General features: G+C 68.8%; 16 protein-coding genes. 11 read left to right on the top strand and 5 right to left on the bottom strand.

Translation table 11 applies throughout. The features are described from left to right. Window positions 1-64: 64 nt before the first annotated feature. The 8 genes from ABWI04_RS14680 (at window position 65) to ABWI04_RS14715 (ending at window position 8,305) form a co-directional block, all read left to right on the top strand. Window positions 65-823 (top strand): SDR family NAD(P)-dependent oxidoreductase, encoded by a 759-nt coding sequence (locus tag ABWI04_RS14680; RefSeq protein ID WP_353832725.1) that lies wholly within the window; start codon window positions 65-67, stop codon window positions 821-823. Continuing rightward, window positions 823-1,608 (top strand): SDR family NAD(P)-dependent oxidoreductase, encoded by a 786-nt coding sequence (locus tag ABWI04_RS14685; RefSeq protein WP_353832726.1) that lies wholly within the window; start codon window positions 823-825, stop codon window positions 1,606-1,608. The genes ABWI04_RS14680 and ABWI04_RS14685 overlap by 1 nt, the downstream gene beginning before the upstream one ends. Before the next feature lie 125 nt (window positions 1,609-1,733). Further along, window positions 1,734-3,299: an amidohydrolase gene (locus ABWI04_RS14690; protein ID WP_353832727.1), complete on the top strand. Its 1,566-nt coding sequence runs from the start codon at window positions 1,734-1,736 to the stop codon at window positions 3,297-3,299. Window positions 3,300-3,322: 23 nt separating this feature from the next. Beyond that, window positions 3,323-4,948, top strand: a complete 1,626-nt coding sequence (locus ABWI04_RS14695) for a phytoene desaturase family protein (protein WP_353832728.1) — start codon at window positions 3,323-3,325, stop codon at window positions 4,946-4,948. After that, entirely contained in the window at window positions 4,945-5,355 is a 411-nt protein-coding gene (locus ABWI04_RS14700) for a Rid family hydrolase (protein ID WP_345174129.1), read from the top strand. Before ABWI04_RS14695 ends, ABWI04_RS14700 begins: the two co-directional genes overlap by 4 nt. Further along, complete coding sequence (locus tag ABWI04_RS14705) at window positions 5,352-6,950, top strand: FAD-dependent monooxygenase (RefSeq protein WP_353832729.1); 1,599 nt, start codon at window positions 5,352-5,354, stop codon at window positions 6,948-6,950. The genes ABWI04_RS14700 and ABWI04_RS14705 overlap by 4 nt, the downstream gene beginning before the upstream one ends. A gap of 1 nt (window position 6,951) precedes the next feature. After that, a complete protein-coding gene (locus ABWI04_RS14710) occupies window positions 6,952-7,914 on the top strand; it encodes an MBL fold metallo-hydrolase (protein ID WP_345174126.1) in 963 nt (320 codons plus the stop codon). A gap of 25 nt (window positions 7,915-7,939) precedes the next feature. Further along, entirely contained in the window at window positions 7,940-8,305 is a 366-nt protein-coding gene (locus ABWI04_RS14715) for a cupin domain-containing protein (protein WP_345174124.1), read from the top strand. 25 nt (window positions 8,306-8,330) lie between these two features. On the opposite strand, the gene pdxR is transcribed toward ABWI04_RS14715, so the two are convergent. Beyond that, on the bottom strand, window positions 8,331-9,743 hold the full coding sequence (gene pdxR / locus ABWI04_RS14720) for a MocR-like pyridoxine biosynthesis transcription factor PdxR (RefSeq protein ID WP_353832730.1): 1,413 nt from the start codon (window positions 9,741-9,743) through the stop codon (window positions 8,331-8,333). Window positions 9,744-10,092: 349 nt separating this feature from the next. Between pdxR and ABWI04_RS14725 the strand changes: the two genes are divergently transcribed. Then, window positions 10,093-10,494 (top strand): histidine kinase dimerization/phospho-acceptor domain-containing protein, encoded by a 402-nt coding sequence (locus ABWI04_RS14725; RefSeq protein WP_353832731.1) that lies wholly within the window; start codon window positions 10,093-10,095, stop codon window positions 10,492-10,494. Between the two features lie 394 nt (window positions 10,495-10,888). After that, entirely contained in the window at window positions 10,889-13,192 is a 2,304-nt protein-coding gene (locus ABWI04_RS14730; RefSeq protein WP_353832732.1) for an ATP-binding protein, read from the top strand. A 16-nt stretch (window positions 13,193-13,208) separates the two neighbouring features. On the opposite strand, the gene ABWI04_RS14735 is transcribed toward ABWI04_RS14730, so the two are convergent. The 4 genes from ABWI04_RS14735 to ABWI04_RS14750 all read right to left on the bottom strand — a co-directional run bounded on the left by ABWI04_RS14735 (window position 13,209) and on the right by ABWI04_RS14750 (window position 16,535). Beyond that, the gene (locus ABWI04_RS14735) at window positions 13,209-13,379 is read right to left on the bottom strand and encodes a hypothetical protein (RefSeq protein WP_353832733.1); all 171 of its coding nucleotides are present in this window, start codon (window positions 13,377-13,379) and stop codon (window positions 13,209-13,211) included. Between the two features lie 27 nt (window positions 13,380-13,406). Further along, a complete protein-coding gene (locus ABWI04_RS14740; RefSeq protein ID WP_353832734.1) occupies window positions 13,407-13,724 on the bottom strand; it encodes a multicopper oxidase domain-containing protein in 318 nt (105 codons plus the stop codon). A 39-nt stretch (window positions 13,725-13,763) separates the two neighbouring features. Next, the gene (locus tag ABWI04_RS14745; RefSeq protein WP_353832735.1) at window positions 13,764-15,173 is read right to left on the bottom strand and encodes a multicopper oxidase family protein; all 1,410 of its coding nucleotides are present in this window, start codon (window positions 15,171-15,173) and stop codon (window positions 13,764-13,766) included. A 336-nt stretch (window positions 15,174-15,509) separates the two neighbouring features. Next, window positions 15,510-16,535 carry a YihY/virulence factor BrkB family protein gene (locus tag ABWI04_RS14750; protein ID WP_353832736.1) on the bottom strand — a complete coding sequence of 342 codons (1,026 nt, stop codon included), beginning with the start codon at window positions 16,533-16,535 and terminating at the stop codon, window positions 15,510-15,512. 596 nt (window positions 16,536-17,131) lie between these two features. On the opposite strand from ABWI04_RS14750, the gene ABWI04_RS14755 reads away from it, so the two are divergent. After that, window positions 17,132-17,809: a DUF8175 domain-containg protein gene (locus ABWI04_RS14755; protein WP_353832737.1), complete on the top strand. Its 678-nt coding sequence runs from the start codon at window positions 17,132-17,134 to the stop codon at window positions 17,807-17,809. Window positions 17,810-18,053: the final 244 nt, after the last annotated feature.

Consider the following 18,053-nt stretch of genomic DNA (forward strand, 5'->3'; position numbering starts at 1 on the left):
GCTCTATGTAATATGTATCCAAGATCGCTCTGGAGTCGTTGGCGGGCAGGTGGGAGTGGGAACCATGGCGGGTGAAACGGCGGACGCGGCCGATGCTCGGGGAGTGGCCCTCGTGAGTGGCGCTGCCGGGGGCATCGGGGCTGCGACCGCGCGGCTGCTCGGTGCCCGGGGGCACCGGCTCCTGCTCGCGGACCGGGCGGACTGCACCGCGGTCGTCGAGGAACTCCGCGAGGCCGGCTGCAGCGCGAGCGGGCATCGGGTCGACGTCCGGGATCACGAGGCGGTCGAGGACCTCGTCGCGCTCGCAGCGGAGTCTCCGGCCGGCCTCGGCGTTGTGGTCGCCAGCCACGGTGTCCCGGGCCCGGACGCCACCCTCGATCAGACGTCGCCGGACGAGGCGGCCGAGGTCCTCGCGGTCAACCTCGCCGGCAGCCTCAACCTGTCCCGCGCGGCCGCGCGGCAGATGGCGAGCCAGCGGTGGGGACGGATCGTCCTCGTGGCCTCGGTGGCGGGTAAGGAAGGCAACCCGCGCAGCGTCGCCTACAGCGCGTCGAAGGCCGGTGTGATCGGGCTGGCGAAGGCATTGGCGCGGGAGTTGGGCCCGATGGGTGTGCTCGTCAACTGTGTGACCCCTGGCGTGATCGAGACCGAGATGACGAAGCGAGCCGAGGGGCTCATGGACTACGTGCTGCAACGGACACCGCTCGGGCGACTGGGGCAGCCGGCGGAGGTGGCCGAGGCGATCGCCTGGTTGTGCTCCCCTGCCTGCACGTTCACGTCGGGAGCCGTGCTCGACGTGTCGGGCGGACGGGCGTCCTACTGATGGGCGGGAGCAGCGCGCCGGCCGCCGACACGAGAAGCCTGGACGAACGGATCGCGGTCGTGACCGGTGGTGCACGGGGGATGGGGCTGGCCTTCGTCAAGCGACTCGCGGCGCGCGGTGCCCGCGTGGTCTCGATCGACCGGACGCACGACCCCGTCCCACCTGCCGGCGGCGTCGGAGAAGCCGACGTGTGGAGGGTCGACTGCGACCTGACGGTCGCCGACGAGGTCGAGGCCGTCCTCGAACGCGTCGCGGAGGCATGGGGGCCCGTCGACGTTTGCGTCTGCAACGCCGGGGGCGGCACCGGCGAGATGTGGGAGAACTCGCCGACGCGGACCGGATGGCCGGCGTTCTCCGGTGCCTACCAGACCAACATGGCCACCGTCGTGAACATCTGCGGGCCGCTCGCCGCGGGGATGGCGGCGCGCGGTCGCGGCAAGATCGTGACGGTCTCGTCGGTCGCGGCGCTGCGGCCACGGGCGGATGGCGGCTACGCCCACTACGCGGCCGCGAAGGCGGCGGTGATCGCGTACACCAGGTCGCTCGCACGTGAGGTCGCGCCGTACGGCGTCAACGCCAACGTGATGGTCCCTGGGGCGGTCGGCACCGAACGCGTGCTCGCCAAGATCCGTGCCGTCGGGATGGAGGAGGCGCTGTCGACCATCCCCCTTGGGCGGCTGTGCAGCCCCGAGGAGTGCGCGGACGTGCTGGAGTTCCTGGTGACCGGCCCGTCGGACTACCTGACCGGGGTCGTTCTGCCGGTGGACGGTGGGATGAGCCTGTGAGGGCGAAACTGGTCTGGTCGGACAGTGCGACAGTGGTCTGTGCTCCGAACCAGTCGCAGCCCTAGCTTCCTCGTATGCCCAGCGAGACCCCTTCCGAGACCCTGGTTCGCGCAACCGTACGGACGATGAGCACCGCGCACCCGGAGGGCTCCGCGCTGCTGTGCCGGAACGGTCGCGTGGCCGCCGTGGGGGAGTGGGACCAGGTGCGCGGGCTCGCCTCGGCTCGGGCCGAGCTCCTGGATCTGCGCGGGGCCACGGTGCTCCCGGGATTCACCGACAGCCACAACCACATGCTCTGGACCGGGATGCGGCACGGAGCCCTGGACCTGTCCGGGAGCCGGAGCATCGCCGAGATCGGCGACCGCCTGAGAAAGTACGCCGCGCAACATCCGGACCTGCCCTGGATCACCTCGAGCGAGGGATGGTTCGTCGAGGACCTGGCCGAGCGCCGGATGCCCGACCGTGAGGAACTCGACGCGTACTGCCCCGACGTGCCGGTCTACCTGCCCCGCCTGGGGCACGCCGCCTCGGTCAACTCGCGGGCGTTGCAGGCCGCCGGCCTCCACGCGGGCAGTCCGGACGTGGCCGGCGGCCACATCGTCCGTCGTCCCGACGGCGAGCCGTCAGGTGAACTCCAGGAGGCGCCTGCGATGCGCCTCGTCTCGCGACTGGTGCCCGAACCCTCGCGACGCGAGGTGCTGCGGGCGCTCACGGACGTGCAACAGGAGTACCACCGTCGCGGTGTCACCGCTGTGATCGACCCGGCCCTGACCGCCCCGGAGCGGGCGGCGTACGCCGCGGCGCGCGACCGTGGTGCGCTCACCGTACGTACGACGATGATGCCGGTCCTGGAGCCGGACCTGTCGGACGACGATGTGGCCGGTTGGCTGGCCGGGCTCGCGGGCCCCACTGGCAGTGGTGACTCCTGGCTGAGGTACGGTGCGATCAAGGTCTTCCTCGACGGCGTCGTCTCGATGGGCACCGCCTGGGTGCGCGACCCTTATCCCGGCACCTGTGACCACGGCACCCGCATCGTGGCGGCCGACCGGCTAGCGCTGATCGTGCAGGAGTGTGTCCGGGCCGGCTGGTCGCTGGGCATCCACGCGATCGGTGGACTGGCCGTCGACGCGGCACTGGCCGCACTGGCCGCTGGCCCGCGCACCCGGGTGGCCGGGCTGCGCTGCTCCCTGATCCATGCCTACCTCGGACCCACCGCCGGCAACATGCGTACCGCCGCCGCTCTCGGGATGGGGCTGGCCGCCCAGCCGCAGATGCACACCTGGATCGCCCCGCGTCTCGCCGAGATGTGGGGGCGTGAGGTGGCGGACGCCGCATCCCCGCTGCGCTCCTGGCTCGACGCCGGAGTGGTGGTGGCCGGTGGCTCCGACTCGCCGCTGACCCCGACAGACCCGATCGCGGGCATCCACGACGCCGTCACCCGGCTGGTCGCCGGAAGGGGCGTGGCCGGAGCGGAGCAGCGCGTCGACGTGGCCACCGCCCTCGCCATGTACACCACCTCGGCCGCGTGGCTCGCCTTCGCGGACCACGAGCGCGGCGCCCTCGTGCCGGGGCGGCTGGCCGACTGGGTCGCGCTCGACAGGGATCCACTGGCCACCCGTCCCGAGGACCTTCGCTCGATCCGGGTCCTCCAGACCCGCGTCGGCGACCGCACCGTCTACGACAACCGCTGACGCCCGAAGAGAGGAACCTCCCCGTGGGCTACGAGAAGGAGTACGACGGCATCATCATCGGTGCCGGGCACAACGGACTCATCACCCAGGCCTACCTGGCCCGGACCGGCCTGAGCACACTGTCGATCGACAAGGGCCAACATGCCGGTGGCGGCCTGCAGACCCCCGAGGACAACGCCCTGCCGGGCTTCTTCCATGGCACCCATGCGGTGTCGCTCAAGGGCGTGACGTCATCGCCCTGGTTCAAGGACCTTCAGCTCGCCGGCTGGGGGGTGCGGTTCGTCGCCCCGGACCCCTCGATCACGAGCATCCAGCGCGACGGGCGCGCCATCGTCTGGTACGCCTCCCCGGAGCGGACCGCGGAGTCGATCGCCCAGTTCTCCGAGCGCGACGCCCGCACCTGGCGCACCATCGCCGCGGAGCACCAGGACGTGGTGCGCGAGCTCGTCGGCCCCGAGATGTCTTCTCCCGCGGTCGGCTCCGAGAAGCGGGACCGAATCCTCCGGGGCTCCGAGCTGGGCCGGCGCTACCTGAAGTACGCGCCGCTGTCGCCGCGCCAGTTCATCGAGGACACCTTCGAGAGCGACGCGGTCAAGGCGATGCTCCTGTACTACTGCGTCATCCGCGAGGTCGACGTCAACGTCCCCGACCAGGGCAACGTGGTCCCGACCTTCCTGGCCTCCCAGGTCCCGGGCGAGATCGCGGTCGGCGGCTCGTACTCGCTGGCGCGGGCGCTCAAGCACGACGTCTACGCGCACGGTGGCCACATCATGGAGCAGACCACCCCGCGCCGCATCGTCGTCGAGGGCGGGCGCGCGGTCGGTGTCGAGCTGGAGGACGGGTCGCTCATCCGCGCCCGCCAGTTCGTGGCCAGCAGCCTCAACCCGCACCAGACCTTCCTCCAGTTGCTCGGTGACGACTCGCCTGCCGAGCTCACCCAGAAGACCCAGGACTTCAAGTATCAGAAGGTGGGGCAGATCTTCGGGGTCAACGTCGCCCTCAAGGACGCCCCCGACTACACCGCCGCCGCCGCCAACCCGGACATCAACAAGGCACGGCTGACGTTCCTCGGCCTGGACGACCCGGCCGACGTGCTGCGGCTGTACGACAACGCCGACCGGGGCATCGTGTCCGACCAGGTGATGCTGATCGGTGGCTGTCCCACCGTGCACGACCCGTCGCAGGCGCCACCGGGACACCACGCGGCGTACATGTGGCAGAAAACGCCGTACGCGCTAGGGGGTGACCCCGCCAACTGGGACACCCACAAGGAAAGACACTTGGAGACGGTCCTGGACTTCTGGCGCGGGTACGCGCCCAACCTGGGCGGGGCGAACCTGCTCGGCGCGTTCGCCGGCACGCCGCTGGACACCGAGCGCCGGTTCCCCAGCATGCAGCGCGGCGACCTGTTCCACGGCTGGTTCGGTCCCGGTCAGCGCGGCGTCGACCGTCCGTTCCCCGGTATGAGGGGGCACGCCGTGCCCGGCGTCGAGAGGCTCTACCTGGCCGGCTCCAGCGCGCACCCCGGCGGGAACATCACCGGCTTCCCGGGCTACCTCGCCGCCTCGCAGATCGCCGACGAGGTGGGGATCTCGCGCTGGTGGGGCGTGCGCAACATCTGGGCCGAGCTGGCCGGGGGCGAGCAGTGAGCGGGCCGGAGCCGATCGCCGTAGCGACGCCCGCGCTGCCGGCGGGTCCGACCGAGCGGTTCGCCTACTCCTACGCCGTCCGGCATGGGCGTGACCTGTTCGTCTCCGGTCTCGTCCCGTTCGACCCGGAGGGCCGGATCGTCGGGATGGACGACCCGGAGGCCCAGGCCGAGCAGGTCTTCGCGAACCTGGCCGCGATCATGGCGGCGGCCCAGGGCAGCGTGGACGACGTGGTCGAGACGACCACGTACTGCATCGACCGGAACCACCTGCTCGCCATCAACGAGGCCCGGGTGCGTTGCTTCACCGGGGCGGTGAAGCCGACGAGCACGCTCCTGGTCGTCGCCGGCCTGGCCCGTCCGGAGTTCCTCGTGGAGATCTCCGCACGGGCGGTGCTCCGGTCGTGACGGCGTCGCTGAGGACCGACGTCCTCGTCGTCGGCAGGGGGCCGGTCGGGATGACGCTCGCGCTGCTCCTTGCCCGGTACGGCGTGGCCAGCACGGTGGTCGATCCTGCCGACCGTGAGATCAGGCTCAGCTCCAAGGCCGTGCTCATGCACGGGGAGTCGCTCGAGATCCTGGCCAAGGTGGGCGTCGGTGACGCGATCGGGCGGACCGGTGTCAGGCTGAGTGGATCCCGGGTCTTCGTCGGCACGAAGGAGCTCCGCCACGACCGGTTCCCCGTCCCCGACCCGGCCGGCTACGCGATGGCGGTCAACTTCCCGCAGAGCGAGACCGAGCGTCTGCTGCTCGACGCGGTGGACGAGGAACCGCTGGTCGACCTGCGTCTCGGACTCACCTTCCGGGGCCTCGTGCAGCACGAGACCTACGTGGCGGCGGAGCTCGTGGACGAACGTGGCGACCCGGTGCACGTCGACGCGGGCTACGTCGCGGGCTGCGACGGGGCCAGGTCCACCGTGCGCAAGCAGCTGGACGTCCGGTTCGAGGGCCACGCCCACGACGACCACTACCTGATCGTCGACGTGCGGGCGGACCTGCCGTTCCCCGACGAGCGCCGATTCGTCTTCCATCCCCCGGCCGGGGCCGGCCGCACGGCACTGATCCACCCCCAGCCGTTCTCGCTGTGGCACCTCGACTTCCAGGTCGGGCACCCGCCCGACCTGGAGTCCGAGGCCAGAGACGGGACGCTCGACCGCCGAATCCGAGCCGTCATCGGGGACCACGACTACGAGGTGACCTGGTCCACGTCCTACGTCTTCAAACAGCTCATGGCGTCACGGTTCTCGGTCGGGCGCTGCTTCCTCGTAGGTGATGCGGCGCACCTCTACGCCCCGTATGGCGCACGTGGCCTCAACTCCGGTCTGGCCGACGCCGACAACCTCGCCTGGAAACTCGGCATGGTCGTCACCGGGCAGGCCGCGCCGGCCCTGCTGGCGACCTATGGCGAAGAGCGGCACGCCGTCGCCCGGCACCACTTCTCCGTCACCTCCGACACGGCCGCGTTCATGGCACCCACGACCAGGCGCGGGCGCTGGCGGCGCGACCTCACGCTCGCACTCGCCACGCGGGTGCCGGCGGCCCGACGCTGGGTCGACGCGGGTCACTTCTACCGGCCCGAACCGGTCGCGATGTCTTCGCTCACTGTCCCGGACCCGATCGAGTCCCGTGCGGCCGTCAAGTCCGGAGAGCTGATGCCGGACCTGCCCGCCAGCCTCGCGCGCGAAGGCCACCCGCTACGGCTGCGGGCGGCGTACGGGCTGCACCCGATGGTCGTCGACGTCCCGCAGCCGGCCGGCGACCACGACGACGTGGAGGTGACTGTGCACCACCTCGGCGGCGGGCTGGGGCCGACCAGGTTGCCCGTGCGCGGGCGAGTGGCCCGCGAACGCGTCCTCGGTGCCTGCCAGGGCGGAGCCGCCCTCCTGGTCCGTCCCGACGGCTTCGTTTCGCGACGTCTGGACCGTGGGCCCTCTGGAGCCGACGGCGACGTCGTCGCCGAACTCGCCGACACGGCCTGCAGCCTCTACGGAAAGGAAGCCTGACATGCCCCAGAAGCCTTTCGCCTCCAGCGCGGACACGACCGCGAAGACCGAGACGCTCGAAGTCGTGGCCGACGGCGTCTACGCCCTCACTGCCGAGGGCGACCCGAACGTCGGCGCCATCGAGGGAGAGGACTTCCTGGTGTGCTTCGACGCCCGAGCCACGCCCAGCGCCGCCGCCGACTGGCTCGAGCGGCTGCGGCACCACACCGACAAGCCGGTGCGCTACCTGGTCCTCTCGCACTACCACGCCGTCCGCACCCTCGGTGCCGCCGCGTTCGAGGCCGACGTCATCGTCGCGCACGACCGGACCCGCCATCTCGTCGCGGAACGCGGTCGCGAGGACTGGGCCAGCGAGTTCACCCGGATGCCGCGGCTGGCCAAGGACCCCGAGACCGTACCCGGACTCACCTGGCCCGACCTGACCTTCTCCGAGCGACTCACCATCCCGCTGGGCGGAGAGCGCGGCGACCTGGTCCTCTGCCACCTGGGCCGGGGTCACACCGAGGGCGACATCGTGGCATGGCTGCCCGGGCAGCGGGTGCTCTTCTCGGGCGACCTCGTCGAGTCACGCGCCGCCCTGTACACCGGCGACGCCTTCCACCGCAACTGGGTGAGCACGTTGGACGAGGTGGCCTCGCTGGAGGCCGCGGTGCTCGTCGGCGGCCGGGGCGCCGTCAGCCGCGGACGGGACGCCGTCGACGAAGCGGTCGAGCAGACCCGCCACTTCCTCCAGGTGATGCTGCGTGAGGTGGGCGGCGTGCACCGGGCAGCGGGTTCGCTGCGAGACGCCTTCGCTGCCGCCCACGGCGCCTTGGTCGAGGACTACGGGCGCTGGCCCATCTTCGAGCACTGCATGCCGTTCAACGTCGCGCGCCTATGGGAGGAGCTCGACGGGGTCGAGCGCCCCACCGTTTGGACTGTGGAGCGAGACCAGCAGATCTGGGATCTGCTCCAGGGCGCATGACACCGACCCGACCGGAAGGACGCACGTGACCATCAGCTTCGAGGCGTCGAGCCTCAACGCAGAGGATCTGCGGGAGTCCCCGCTTGCACCACCGATCGCCCAGCCGCTCGCGGGGCCCATCACGACCCGCAGCCAGATCATGTTCTCCGCCGAGCGGCAGGGGATCCTGGCGGGTGTCTGGGAGTGCGAACGCGGCACGTCGCGATGGGATTTCCACGAGCGGGGGGAGTTCATCCACGTCCTCTCCGGACGGATGACGGTGCGGCAGGACGACGGCGAACCCGTGGAGATCACGGCCGGGCACACGGCGTTGTTCCCGGTCGGCTGGACCGGCATCTGGGAGGTGCACGAGAGGTTGCGCAAGGTGTACGTCGTCTTCCGGGCCGAGTGACAGCCCGCGGATCGGGTCGGATCAGTCATTCGAGGCCGGCGCAGCACTCGGCAAGAATTCGCACACCGTCCTCGATCGACGTCGCGGTCGCGCGGGCGTAACCGAGAACCAGGCCGCGCCGCTCGCTCGTGCCGTGGTCGTAGCGCCCCAGTCCGTAAACCTTCACGCCCCGTCGACCCGCTTCACTCACCAGGCGGTTCTCGTCGATTCCTTCAGGCAATCGCACCAGGAGGTGCAGCCCGGCGGCGATTCCAGCAGTCTCCAGTGCCGGCAGGTACCTGTCGAGTGCCTCGAGCATCCGTGCCCGCCTGGCGCGGTAGAGGCGTCGTGACCGGTTGAGGTGCCGCTCCAATTGGCCGTTGTCGACGAGCTCGGCGAAGATGAGTTGGACCAGCGCGGAGACACCGAGGTCGATCCCCTCCCGTGCCTCGACGACGAGCCGGTTCCAGCGCCCCGGCAGGACGAGCCAGCCCAGCCGAACCCCCGGCGCGAGGAGTTTCGTCGACGAGCCCACGAAGGCGACGCGGGCGGGCGCCATGCCCTGCAGGCAGCCTACCGGCCGCTTGTCATAGCGGAACTCGGCGTCGTAGGCATCTTCGAGCACCAGCCCGCCGACGGCTTCGGCCCAGTGCACCAACGCCTGCCGTCGCTCTGCTGACAGCACCACCCCGGTCGGGAACTGGTGCGCGGGGGTGACCAAGACCATGCGCACGTCGGGGTGTCGTTCGAGCACCTCGACCTTGATCCCGTCCTCGTCGACCGGGATCGGCACCAACTCGAGCCCGGCGGCCGATGCGAAGTCGCGCAGGGGCGGCCAGCCGGGATCCTCGACAGCGAGCTTGGTATGGCCGGCGCGTGCGGCCGCCCGGCAGACCAACCCGATCGCGTGGGTGGCCCCTGCGGTCGCATGGACGTGGTCGGGTTCGGCCACCACCCCCCGAGTGCGGCCGAGAAGCTCGCAGACGCTGATCTTGAAGGCCTCGATGCCTGACGGGTCGATGTAGTGGAGGTTGTCCCACTCCGTGCTGGCGAGGACGGTCTGCGTCGCTCGTGCCCACGCACTCGCGGGGAAGGCGGAGATGTCCGGCTGCCCGGCGGTGAGGTCGATCCGGTAGCGCGTGACCGGCTGCTCGATCACTGGGTCCTGCGGCGCAGCCCGCCACGACAGTCCGCACACCCGCGTCGCACCGCCCTGCGTCGCCTGCAGATATCCCTCGGCGATCAGCTGTTCATAGGCCTGTACCACCACCCACCGCGAGCATCCGAGCTCCGACGCCAGGTGTCGGGATGACGGCAGCGCGACGCCTTCACGCAGGCGTCGGCTTCGAATCGCGTCGCGTAGCGACCCCTCGAGCCGCGAGGTCAGCGTCCGCTCAGGCCTCTGGTCGATGTCGACCAGGGCAAGATCGGCCGTGAACTTGGACCGGCGGATCGCCATGCCCGCACTCTCCTCACAACTGGTCTGGCTGAAGGAGCGAATACTGGACTATACGACCGATCCGGCCGCCCATACAGGCCAGCGGGAACCAAGTCGAGGAACCGGTCGGCCGGCCGTGAGCGCAAAGATCTGGTAACAGAGGGCGGCGGCCGGTCATGCGAAGGCGGGATCAGGCTGGATGGGCTCGCTTGCCCGCGCCCGCGGGCCGGGAGGCGATCCCCGTCCCGGTCGGACACCCGATCTCGCGCTAGATCTAGGTAGTGATACCCGTACTTCACCCCCCGCCGCGACCTCTGCCCTCAAGGCACGCTGGACCGGTAAGCAGATGAGCTTGACGGAAGGCCGAACCATGAGCCAGCAGCAGACGCAAAGCGCGCCCCATGCATCCGGAGGCCAGGTGGTCGAGATCCGTGACGTTGCGACGACCAAGGCCCCTCTCGATTGCCTGGGTGCAGACGACCTCGCCCGGCGAACGCCCCGCGACCTGAGCCACGACCTGCGCACACCGCTGACCGCGCTTCGACTACACCTGGAAGAGGCGCTGATGTATCCCGAGGATCTTGATCCTTCTGTCACTTTGCGGGCGGCGATGCGTTACGTGCTGGCCTTGGAGCGGAACGTGACCGACTTTCTGTCCTCGAGCAGCCGGGGATGCGGCGTGCAAGTGCCTTCCCAGGAAGATGGTTGCCCAGGCGGTCGTGGGAAAGCTCTTGACCTGGGACCTGATGGCGCTGCCAGGCTCGACACCTGAGCTCCTCGCCTACGACATCGTTGGGCCGCTCACTCGTCCGACAACCTGAGCACTGGTTCAGCAAGTCTCGCCTAGGTCGCGTGGCGATGCGTGGTCGCGGCCCCGACCCCGAACTCGGTCGGCAACCGTCATCAAAGCCTCATCCGGCGTCGATATCTAGGGAGGAGGGGTGGGCCGGGCGTCATCGATAGGGAGGCGGCAGCGGTACGTCGCGTCGCTGACACACGGGTCTCATGCGTCACACCAGCCGCCAGGGCCCCGATACACACTTGAGTAACCATGAAAATTCGTAAAGCTCCTGGTGAGAGGCTTTTCGTCTCGGGGTTCCCGATTAGCATGAACTATGGCTCAAGACGCATCGCCGCAGGTGGTCGGTAGCCTCCCGCCCGACGCGATGGGCATCGTCGGCCGCAGGCGGGAGGTGGTCGAGGCGAAGAGGCTGCTCTCCGACACGCGGTTGTTGATGTTGACCGGTGTCGGCGGGGTCGGTAAGACACGGCTGGCGATACGGGTGGCAGCCGAGGTCCGGCGGGCGTTCCCGGACGGTGTCTGGCTAGTAGAACTGGCGGCGCTACAAGACGGTGACTTGCTGGCGCGCAACGTTGCAGCCGCTCTGGGGCTGCGAGATCGGTCAGTCCGGTCTTCGGCCGAGACCCTGGTGGATTTCCTGCAGGGTAAGCGCCTGCTTCTGGTGCTGGACAACTGCGAACATCTGCTCGAAGCGTGTGCGCCCCTGGTCGAGAAGCTCCTCGGTGGGGCCGGGGGATTGCGGATCCTGGCGACCAGCCGGGAGCCCCTAAGGGCCAGGGAGGAGGTGGTGATGGCGCTGGCTCCGTTGTCGGTACCGGACCGGGTCGAACAGGTGACTCCGCGTACGGTGGCCCAGTACGAGTCAGTGATGCTGTTCATGGAACGCGCGAGGGCGGTTCGGCCGGAGTTTGTGATCAGCTCCGAGAACAGCTCCATGCTGGCGAGGCTGTGTCGCCAGCTCGAGGGCATCCCGCTCGCGCTGGAATTGGCGGCAGTTCGACTCCGGGCCCTGTCACTCGAACAGATTGTCGACCGGCTTGACAATCGTTTCCGATTCCTGACCCAGGGATACCGGTCCGCCCTGCCTCGCCACCAGACGCTGAAAGCCACGGTCGACTGGAGCTACGACCTGTGCTCCTCGGCGGAGCAGACGCTGTGGGCGCGGTTGTCCGTGTTTCCCGCCGGATTCGACCTTGATGCCGCCGAACAGGTCTGCTCAGGGGACGGTATCGCGCATGAAGATGTCCTCGGTCTTGTGACGAGCCTCCTTGAGAAATCGATTCTTATTCGCGAGGACGATGACAAAATAGCGCGGTATCGACTGCTTGAAACTCTTAATCATTATGGCCAAGAGCGCCTGGATGAAAGCGGTGCGCAAACGTCTTATCGCCGCCGCCACCGCGACTACTACCGGCAACTCGCCGAACGGGCAAATCTTAATTGGTTCAGTCAGCGGCAGAGTGATTGGTTTGCCAGGATGCGCCAGGAACTGCCGAACCTGCGTGCCGCACTGGCCTTTTCCTTGGCTGATGCCGACCGGACTGAGGCGAGCCTGGACATCGCCACCAAGCTCTACGGGTACTGGGTCTTCAATGGAGCTCACAGCGAGGCCCGTCACTGGCTCGACCAGGCGCTCCGGAAGAATAAACGGTCGAGTCCGGCGAGATTCGAAGCGCTGGCCGTGGATGCGACCTTCGCGCTGATGCAAGGGGAGATCGATGTCGCCCTCCCCATGATGGATGAATGTCGAGAGCAAATCGCACATTCTGACGATGGCCGGTCGCAGGCCCTTCTCAAGCTGCTCTTGGGTCGGGCGTCCTTCTTGACCGGGGATCTCCCACGTGCAATAGGCGAGTTGACTGAAGCGCGTGACTGGTATCGCGAGAACCAGAAAAAGCTTGCCGATAACGGAAGTGTGAACGAAGCCTTCTTCGCGTCTTTTTACCTGGCTACTTGCGCAGCATTTCTCGGGTGTGACGGCTCGGCTGATCTCGCCGCCGAGTGCCTGAAGATGGCCGAATCCGCGGACGCCCCAGGCGAGATATCCATGGGGCGATGGGTCGTCGGTATCGACTGTTGGCGAGCCGGGGCCATCGAACAGGCCAGCGCATTGTTCAAGGACAGTCTCCACATAGACTATGTAATAGGCTATCGGTACAGTCCCGTCTGGAGTTTTGAGGCGCTGGCTTGGGCTGCCTCCGCCCAGAGGCAGTACGAACGCTCCGCTTGCCTGCTCGGCGTTGCCGACGCCCTCCGGCGATCCCTGGGTCTGTCTCTGGAAAAATTCCGGCCGTATGCCGATGCCCACGAAACTTGCGAAAAGCAATTGCGTTCTTCTCTGCAGCATGAGAAGTACGCCATGGCCTTTCGATTTGGGGCAGGTCTTGACTTCGACGAGGCGATTGCCTATGCGCTGGACACGGACAGCCCCGTGCAGACGCAAGCCGAGCCGCCGGATCCCAGCACTCCTTCCGTACTGACAAGACGTGAGCTGGAAGTCGCCCAACTCGTCGCGGAGGGCATGAGCAATAAAGAGATCGCCGCAAGGCTCGTCGTCGCTCAACGCACCGCGGAGGGCCATGTCGAGAACATACTCGTCAAACTGGGTTTCAATTCTCGCGTACAGATCGCCGCCTGGATTCTTGAGCACCGGAACGCTTCCCGATAGTGAGCAGACGGAGCGATCAGCCGGATCTGCTGTGGTTGGACAGGCCAGGGCGCTCGTAGGGCCGATGAACTTCGTCGCCGACGAGAGTGATCGGACCGTCGTAGCCGTGATCCCGCCGCAGGGCTTGCGTGGCCTTGGCTCCGGCGAGGCTCGCGCCGGTAATGACGATTCCGGCGTGTTCGGGCATGACGCTCCTTGTAGGTGGAGGGCGGGGTCAGAGCACTTCGAAGTTGGCCATCATCCCCATGTCCTCGTGTTCGGCGTTGTGGCAGTGGAGGAGGTAGCGACCGCGATAGCCGTCGAAGCGGGTGAGGATTTCCACTGACTCGCCTGGCCGCAGGGAGACGGTGTCCTTGAGCCCGGCGTCATGGGGCAGCGGCGCCCTCCCGCTGCGCGAAAGCACCTTGAATCCGACCAGGTGCAGGTGGACGGGGTGGTGGATGTCGGCGACCACCGCCAGACCTCCACGTCGCCGAGCCGGACGGTGACGTCGGTGCGGGCGGGGTCGAACGGCCTCCCGCCGACCACCCATCCGTGGCCGCCGTTCATGCGACCCGCGCGGAAGGAGAAGTCACGCACCCGCACGGCGTCCGACCGGCTCCAGGTGGGCAGGTCGGTCGACAGGACGCGGGGGACGCGACTGTCGTCCGGGGCCTTGCGCGCGACGCGGAAGGCCATCACGTCCCGGGTCCGCCCGGAACCCAGCCGGTTGACGACCTTGACCAGCCCGCCGACTGGGATGCCGGAGAGGTCGACGACCACGTCGTAGCGTTCGGCCGGTGCGATCGGCAGCGACCGGTGGCGGGCCGGTCCGGCGAGCAGCCCCTGGTCGGCGCCGACCTGGATCAGGTCCAATCGGCGGCCGTCCTCGGCGACCGCTTCCAGCTCGTAGTGCCGGGCGTTCGAAGCGTTCAGGACGCGCAGCCGGTACCGGGCGGCATCGACTTCGTGCACGGGCCACGGCGCGCCGTTCACCAGGATCACGTCCCCGAGGACGCCCGCGAGGTAGGGCTCCTCCACCCCCCGGCTCCGTGCGCAGCGCCGGGTCGAGGGACGGGTAGGCGAGCGTGCCGTCGGCGTGGAACGCCCGGTCCCCGATCATGAGCGGCAGCTCGCGCGGGCCGGACGGAAGGCCGAGCGCCTCCTCGGCGTCGTCGCGCACGATGTGCAGCCCGGCGAGGCCCCGCCAGATCGCGGGGGCGGTGAAGTCCATCCGGTGGTCGTGGTACCAGAGAAGCGTCGGCCGCTGGTCCAGCGGAAAGGCGTAGTCCCGCGTGAGCCGGGACGGCACCGCGCGCGGGTCGTGCATGCTCCGCGCGCCGCCCACGCCGCCCGGCATGCCGTGCATCCCATGCCCGCCCTGGACCGCGTCCGGCCATCCGTCCGGCAGGACGAGGTCGGTCGGATATCCGTCGGAGGCGGCCGGGGTCCTGCCGCCGTGCAGGTGCACGACGGTCGGCACTGGCAGCTCGTTGCGGTGCCGCACGCTGACCGGCCGTCCGCGTCGCGACTCGATCGTCGGTCCGGGGAAAGTGCCCTCGTAGGTCCACAGCGGCGTCCGCACGCCGGGCAGGACTTCCGCGGTCACCTCGCGCTGGGTGATCTCGTACCGATCGATGCCGCCAGTCGTGGCGACCGGCTTCAGCACTGGCGGCAGCGGCAGCGGCACCTGGAACGGCGGCGGCAGCCGAACCCGGCTGCTCAGCTCCGCGCCGGTGCGCGGTGGACGCCGGGCCAGCGCGTTGGCCGTCGTCAGGCCGGCGACGGCCACCGCCCCGAGCGCGCCGCCGGAGCTGAAAGGCCTGCGCCCGAACCACCCGATCGCCTGGGGAGAGCCCGGAGACAGAACCTCACCTCGGCGCGTCCCCGATGACCCGCCTGGCCTCCTCCGGCGTGGCCCGCCGCAGGAGCGCCCGACTCTGAGACTGGATCCCTCTTCCACTTTCCGCGGAAGGCGCACGATGACGTTCGAGAACACCATGTTCGGCGGCGGCGACGTACACAGCGCGACCGCTCTCTACGTGCCGCAGGATCCCACGCACCACGACCTGGCGTGGTGATGGCGTGCTGCGCTCCCATGGTCGAAAGGGCACATTGACCGCCGCACGCTGGCCGCCCACACCGGCGACCCGCCGCCCCCCAAAGGCCCTGGCTCCGCGCGCCCCCTCGGAACGGTCAGCGGCGTATCGACGAACGGCATCACCACTTTCTCCACAGCTCGGCACTCCACCCCGCAACGAGCACGGCTCGCAGTTGCGCGCCGCACCATGACGTCGCAACTGATGCGGTGCGGGGAGCAAACCGGCCCAGAGGACCCTCAGGGGTTCTGGTCTTTGCGGAGCCGGAGTCGCCTGAGCAGGTCGCTGAGGCCGCGGATCGAGGTGATGAGTGCCGAGCCGACGGCGCCCACCAGTGGCTCGCGTTCCTCTTCGGCGGTCGGGCCAGGGTCCGGTGTGGCGGGGACGGGGCAGCGCCCGCGGTAGGCCTCCAGTTGGGCGGCGGACGCCAGGCCGAAGAACAGCGCGATCGAACTGAGGAACGACCACAGCAGCAGCGCCATCACCGCGGTGAGCGGACCATAGGTGCTGCCGAACGTGGTGTGCTGGCCGGTGTAGAACGCCAAGCAGAACGTGAACAGGGTCCAGAGCGCCAAGGTGACAAGCGCGCCGAAGGCCAACCACGTGTGGCCGGGTTGCCTGCGGCGGGGAGAGGCGCGGAACAGCACCGAGGTGGAGGCCAGCGCGAGCAGGAAGCCCAGCGGCCAGCGCCCCAGGTCGAATGAGGTGCGCAGACCGTCACCCCAGCCATAGACCTCGGCGAGAGCGCCTCCGATGGCGTCGCCGCCGGCCATGACCGTGAAGCCGGAGACCATGAACGCGCCCGCCGTGACGGCCAGCATCGCCGCTCTGCCGTACTTGCGGTGGAACGGACGGTCGCGTTTCATGCCGTAGATCCGGTTCGCGCCGCGCTCGATCTGAGCCATCGTGCTGGTCAGGGACGCTAGCGCGGTGGCGAGCCCCAGCCACAGGGCCAGCGCGTCGCGGCTCCGCCACTGCTCGCCGAGCACCTCCCGGACGGCATCGGTGTCCCCGCCGGGGGCCAGTCGGCTCAGCGTCAGCTCGATCACTTGGCCCAACTGCTCCTGGTGGGCGACCGAGCTCAGCCCGACCAGGGCGATGGCACCGGGAACGATCGACAGGCACATCTGGAAGGCCAGCGCCCTGGAATGGCTCATGCCATCCCCGTACCTGAACCGGATCCAGGAGTCTCGGGCCAGGCGCCACACGCCGTACTCGCGCAGGGTGGTCCAGGCATCGCCAGCCGAGAGCTCCTCGCCGCTCATGGTCCGCGTCTGGGGCACGAGAGTCACCGATGTCACGGCGCAACCGTACCTTTGCCCTGATATCACCCGCCCTGCTCCGCGCTCCCGGGACTCAGGTCAATGCCACCTGCGGCCACCGGCCGCCCACGCGACGCCGCCCCCAAGAAGCAAATGGCTGAGGGTGTGGCCTCTCTGCGAGGACGCCAGGGGAACTGTTCCGGGAGCGAGGCCGCACGGTCGCCGCGTGGATTCGCGAGCGCCGCCTGGAACAGCGCCGCCGCGAGCTGCCCGAACCCTACTCGCGCCTGCCTGATCAGCGAGGGCGCGGCCCGGTGGGGGTTCTGCCGGCCTCAACATCTCCCAGGCGTTTCGTCATGCCTAACGAGTACCTACCCGCCAGTACAGGCAGGAGTGGTAGGAACGCGCACGTGGGCGTCGCCTCGCCCGGCAAAGACCAGCGCCTTACGTGTCGATATCGGATCCCGGTCGGCGGCCTGGCCTAACCAGACACTGCAACGAGGCCCTCCCGCCTCGCCACCGCCGCCCTCGGCGCCGGGTCCAGTGCTCTAGCATGTCGATTCGACAATTCCGGTCCACGTTGCGAAATGGACGCTCACATGTTCAGGAAGACTTGTCTGGCGACCGTCGTCGGCCTTGGCGTCTTGGTCGCTGCCGGTTGTGGTGAGAAGGGGAATGAGGAGACGGCGGCTGTGACGACGAGCCCCATACGTCCGCCCAAGAGTGGTGCAAATATCCGCGCATGTTCTCTCAATGAAAATGACATCGAACGGAGCGTCCCCCGAAAGGCGCCCGCGGGGGTTTTCTGGAAGCGTTTCAAGGGCGTTGCAGTGCCGTTCTCCCCGTCAGCCGGGCCAATGACCGTCCAAGGAGAAGTCGCGCGTTGCTACACGCACACGCCCAGTGGGGCACTGATGGCCGCGGTCCAAATCAGGGTGCGGCTCGAGCGGGCGGCTGGTTGGCAGAAGGTCCTGGGACAGCAGGTTGCTTCGGACGCGGGCAAGGCGACCTATGCGCAGACGCGGGGGTCTCACCAGGTCGTGCCGGCTGCGGAGGCGGCGCAGATTGCGGGCTTCCGGATCGTCTCGTACACCACGCAGAATGCAGTGATCGGAACGGTGTCGCGCGACCCGGCGCGCGGCGGACATACAGCCATGACTACGACCGTGAGGTGGGATGGCGACTGGAAGCTTGTGCTGACCTCGCAAGGCTCAGCGGCCTCGGTGCTTCGGGCGGACGACTCACTTTCTGGGTATGTTCGCTGGGGCGGCTTCTGACCCCCCGGGACACTCTGTGTGGTTGAAGGTGGGTTGCGTGGTCGCTGCATGTTCCCTCAGGTCCACCAGCCGGGTTGAATTGTCGTCTGTTTGGCGGCATGCCCAACAGGTCGGGCGCCCGGGGTGGCCCCACGTCCTGCTTTGGCCCGGCGCGATTGGCAGGTCACCTGGATCGTCTGGAGGCGTTCAGCGCTGCTATGTCGCACCGTCTGATCGCCCGGGAAGGCCCGCTGATACGGCACGG

This window comes from Actinomadura sp. NPDC000929 (assembly GCF_040492065.1).
GTDB classification, from domain to species: Bacteria; Actinomycetota; Actinomycetes; order Streptosporangiales; family Streptosporangiaceae; genus Spirillospora; species Spirillospora verrucosospora.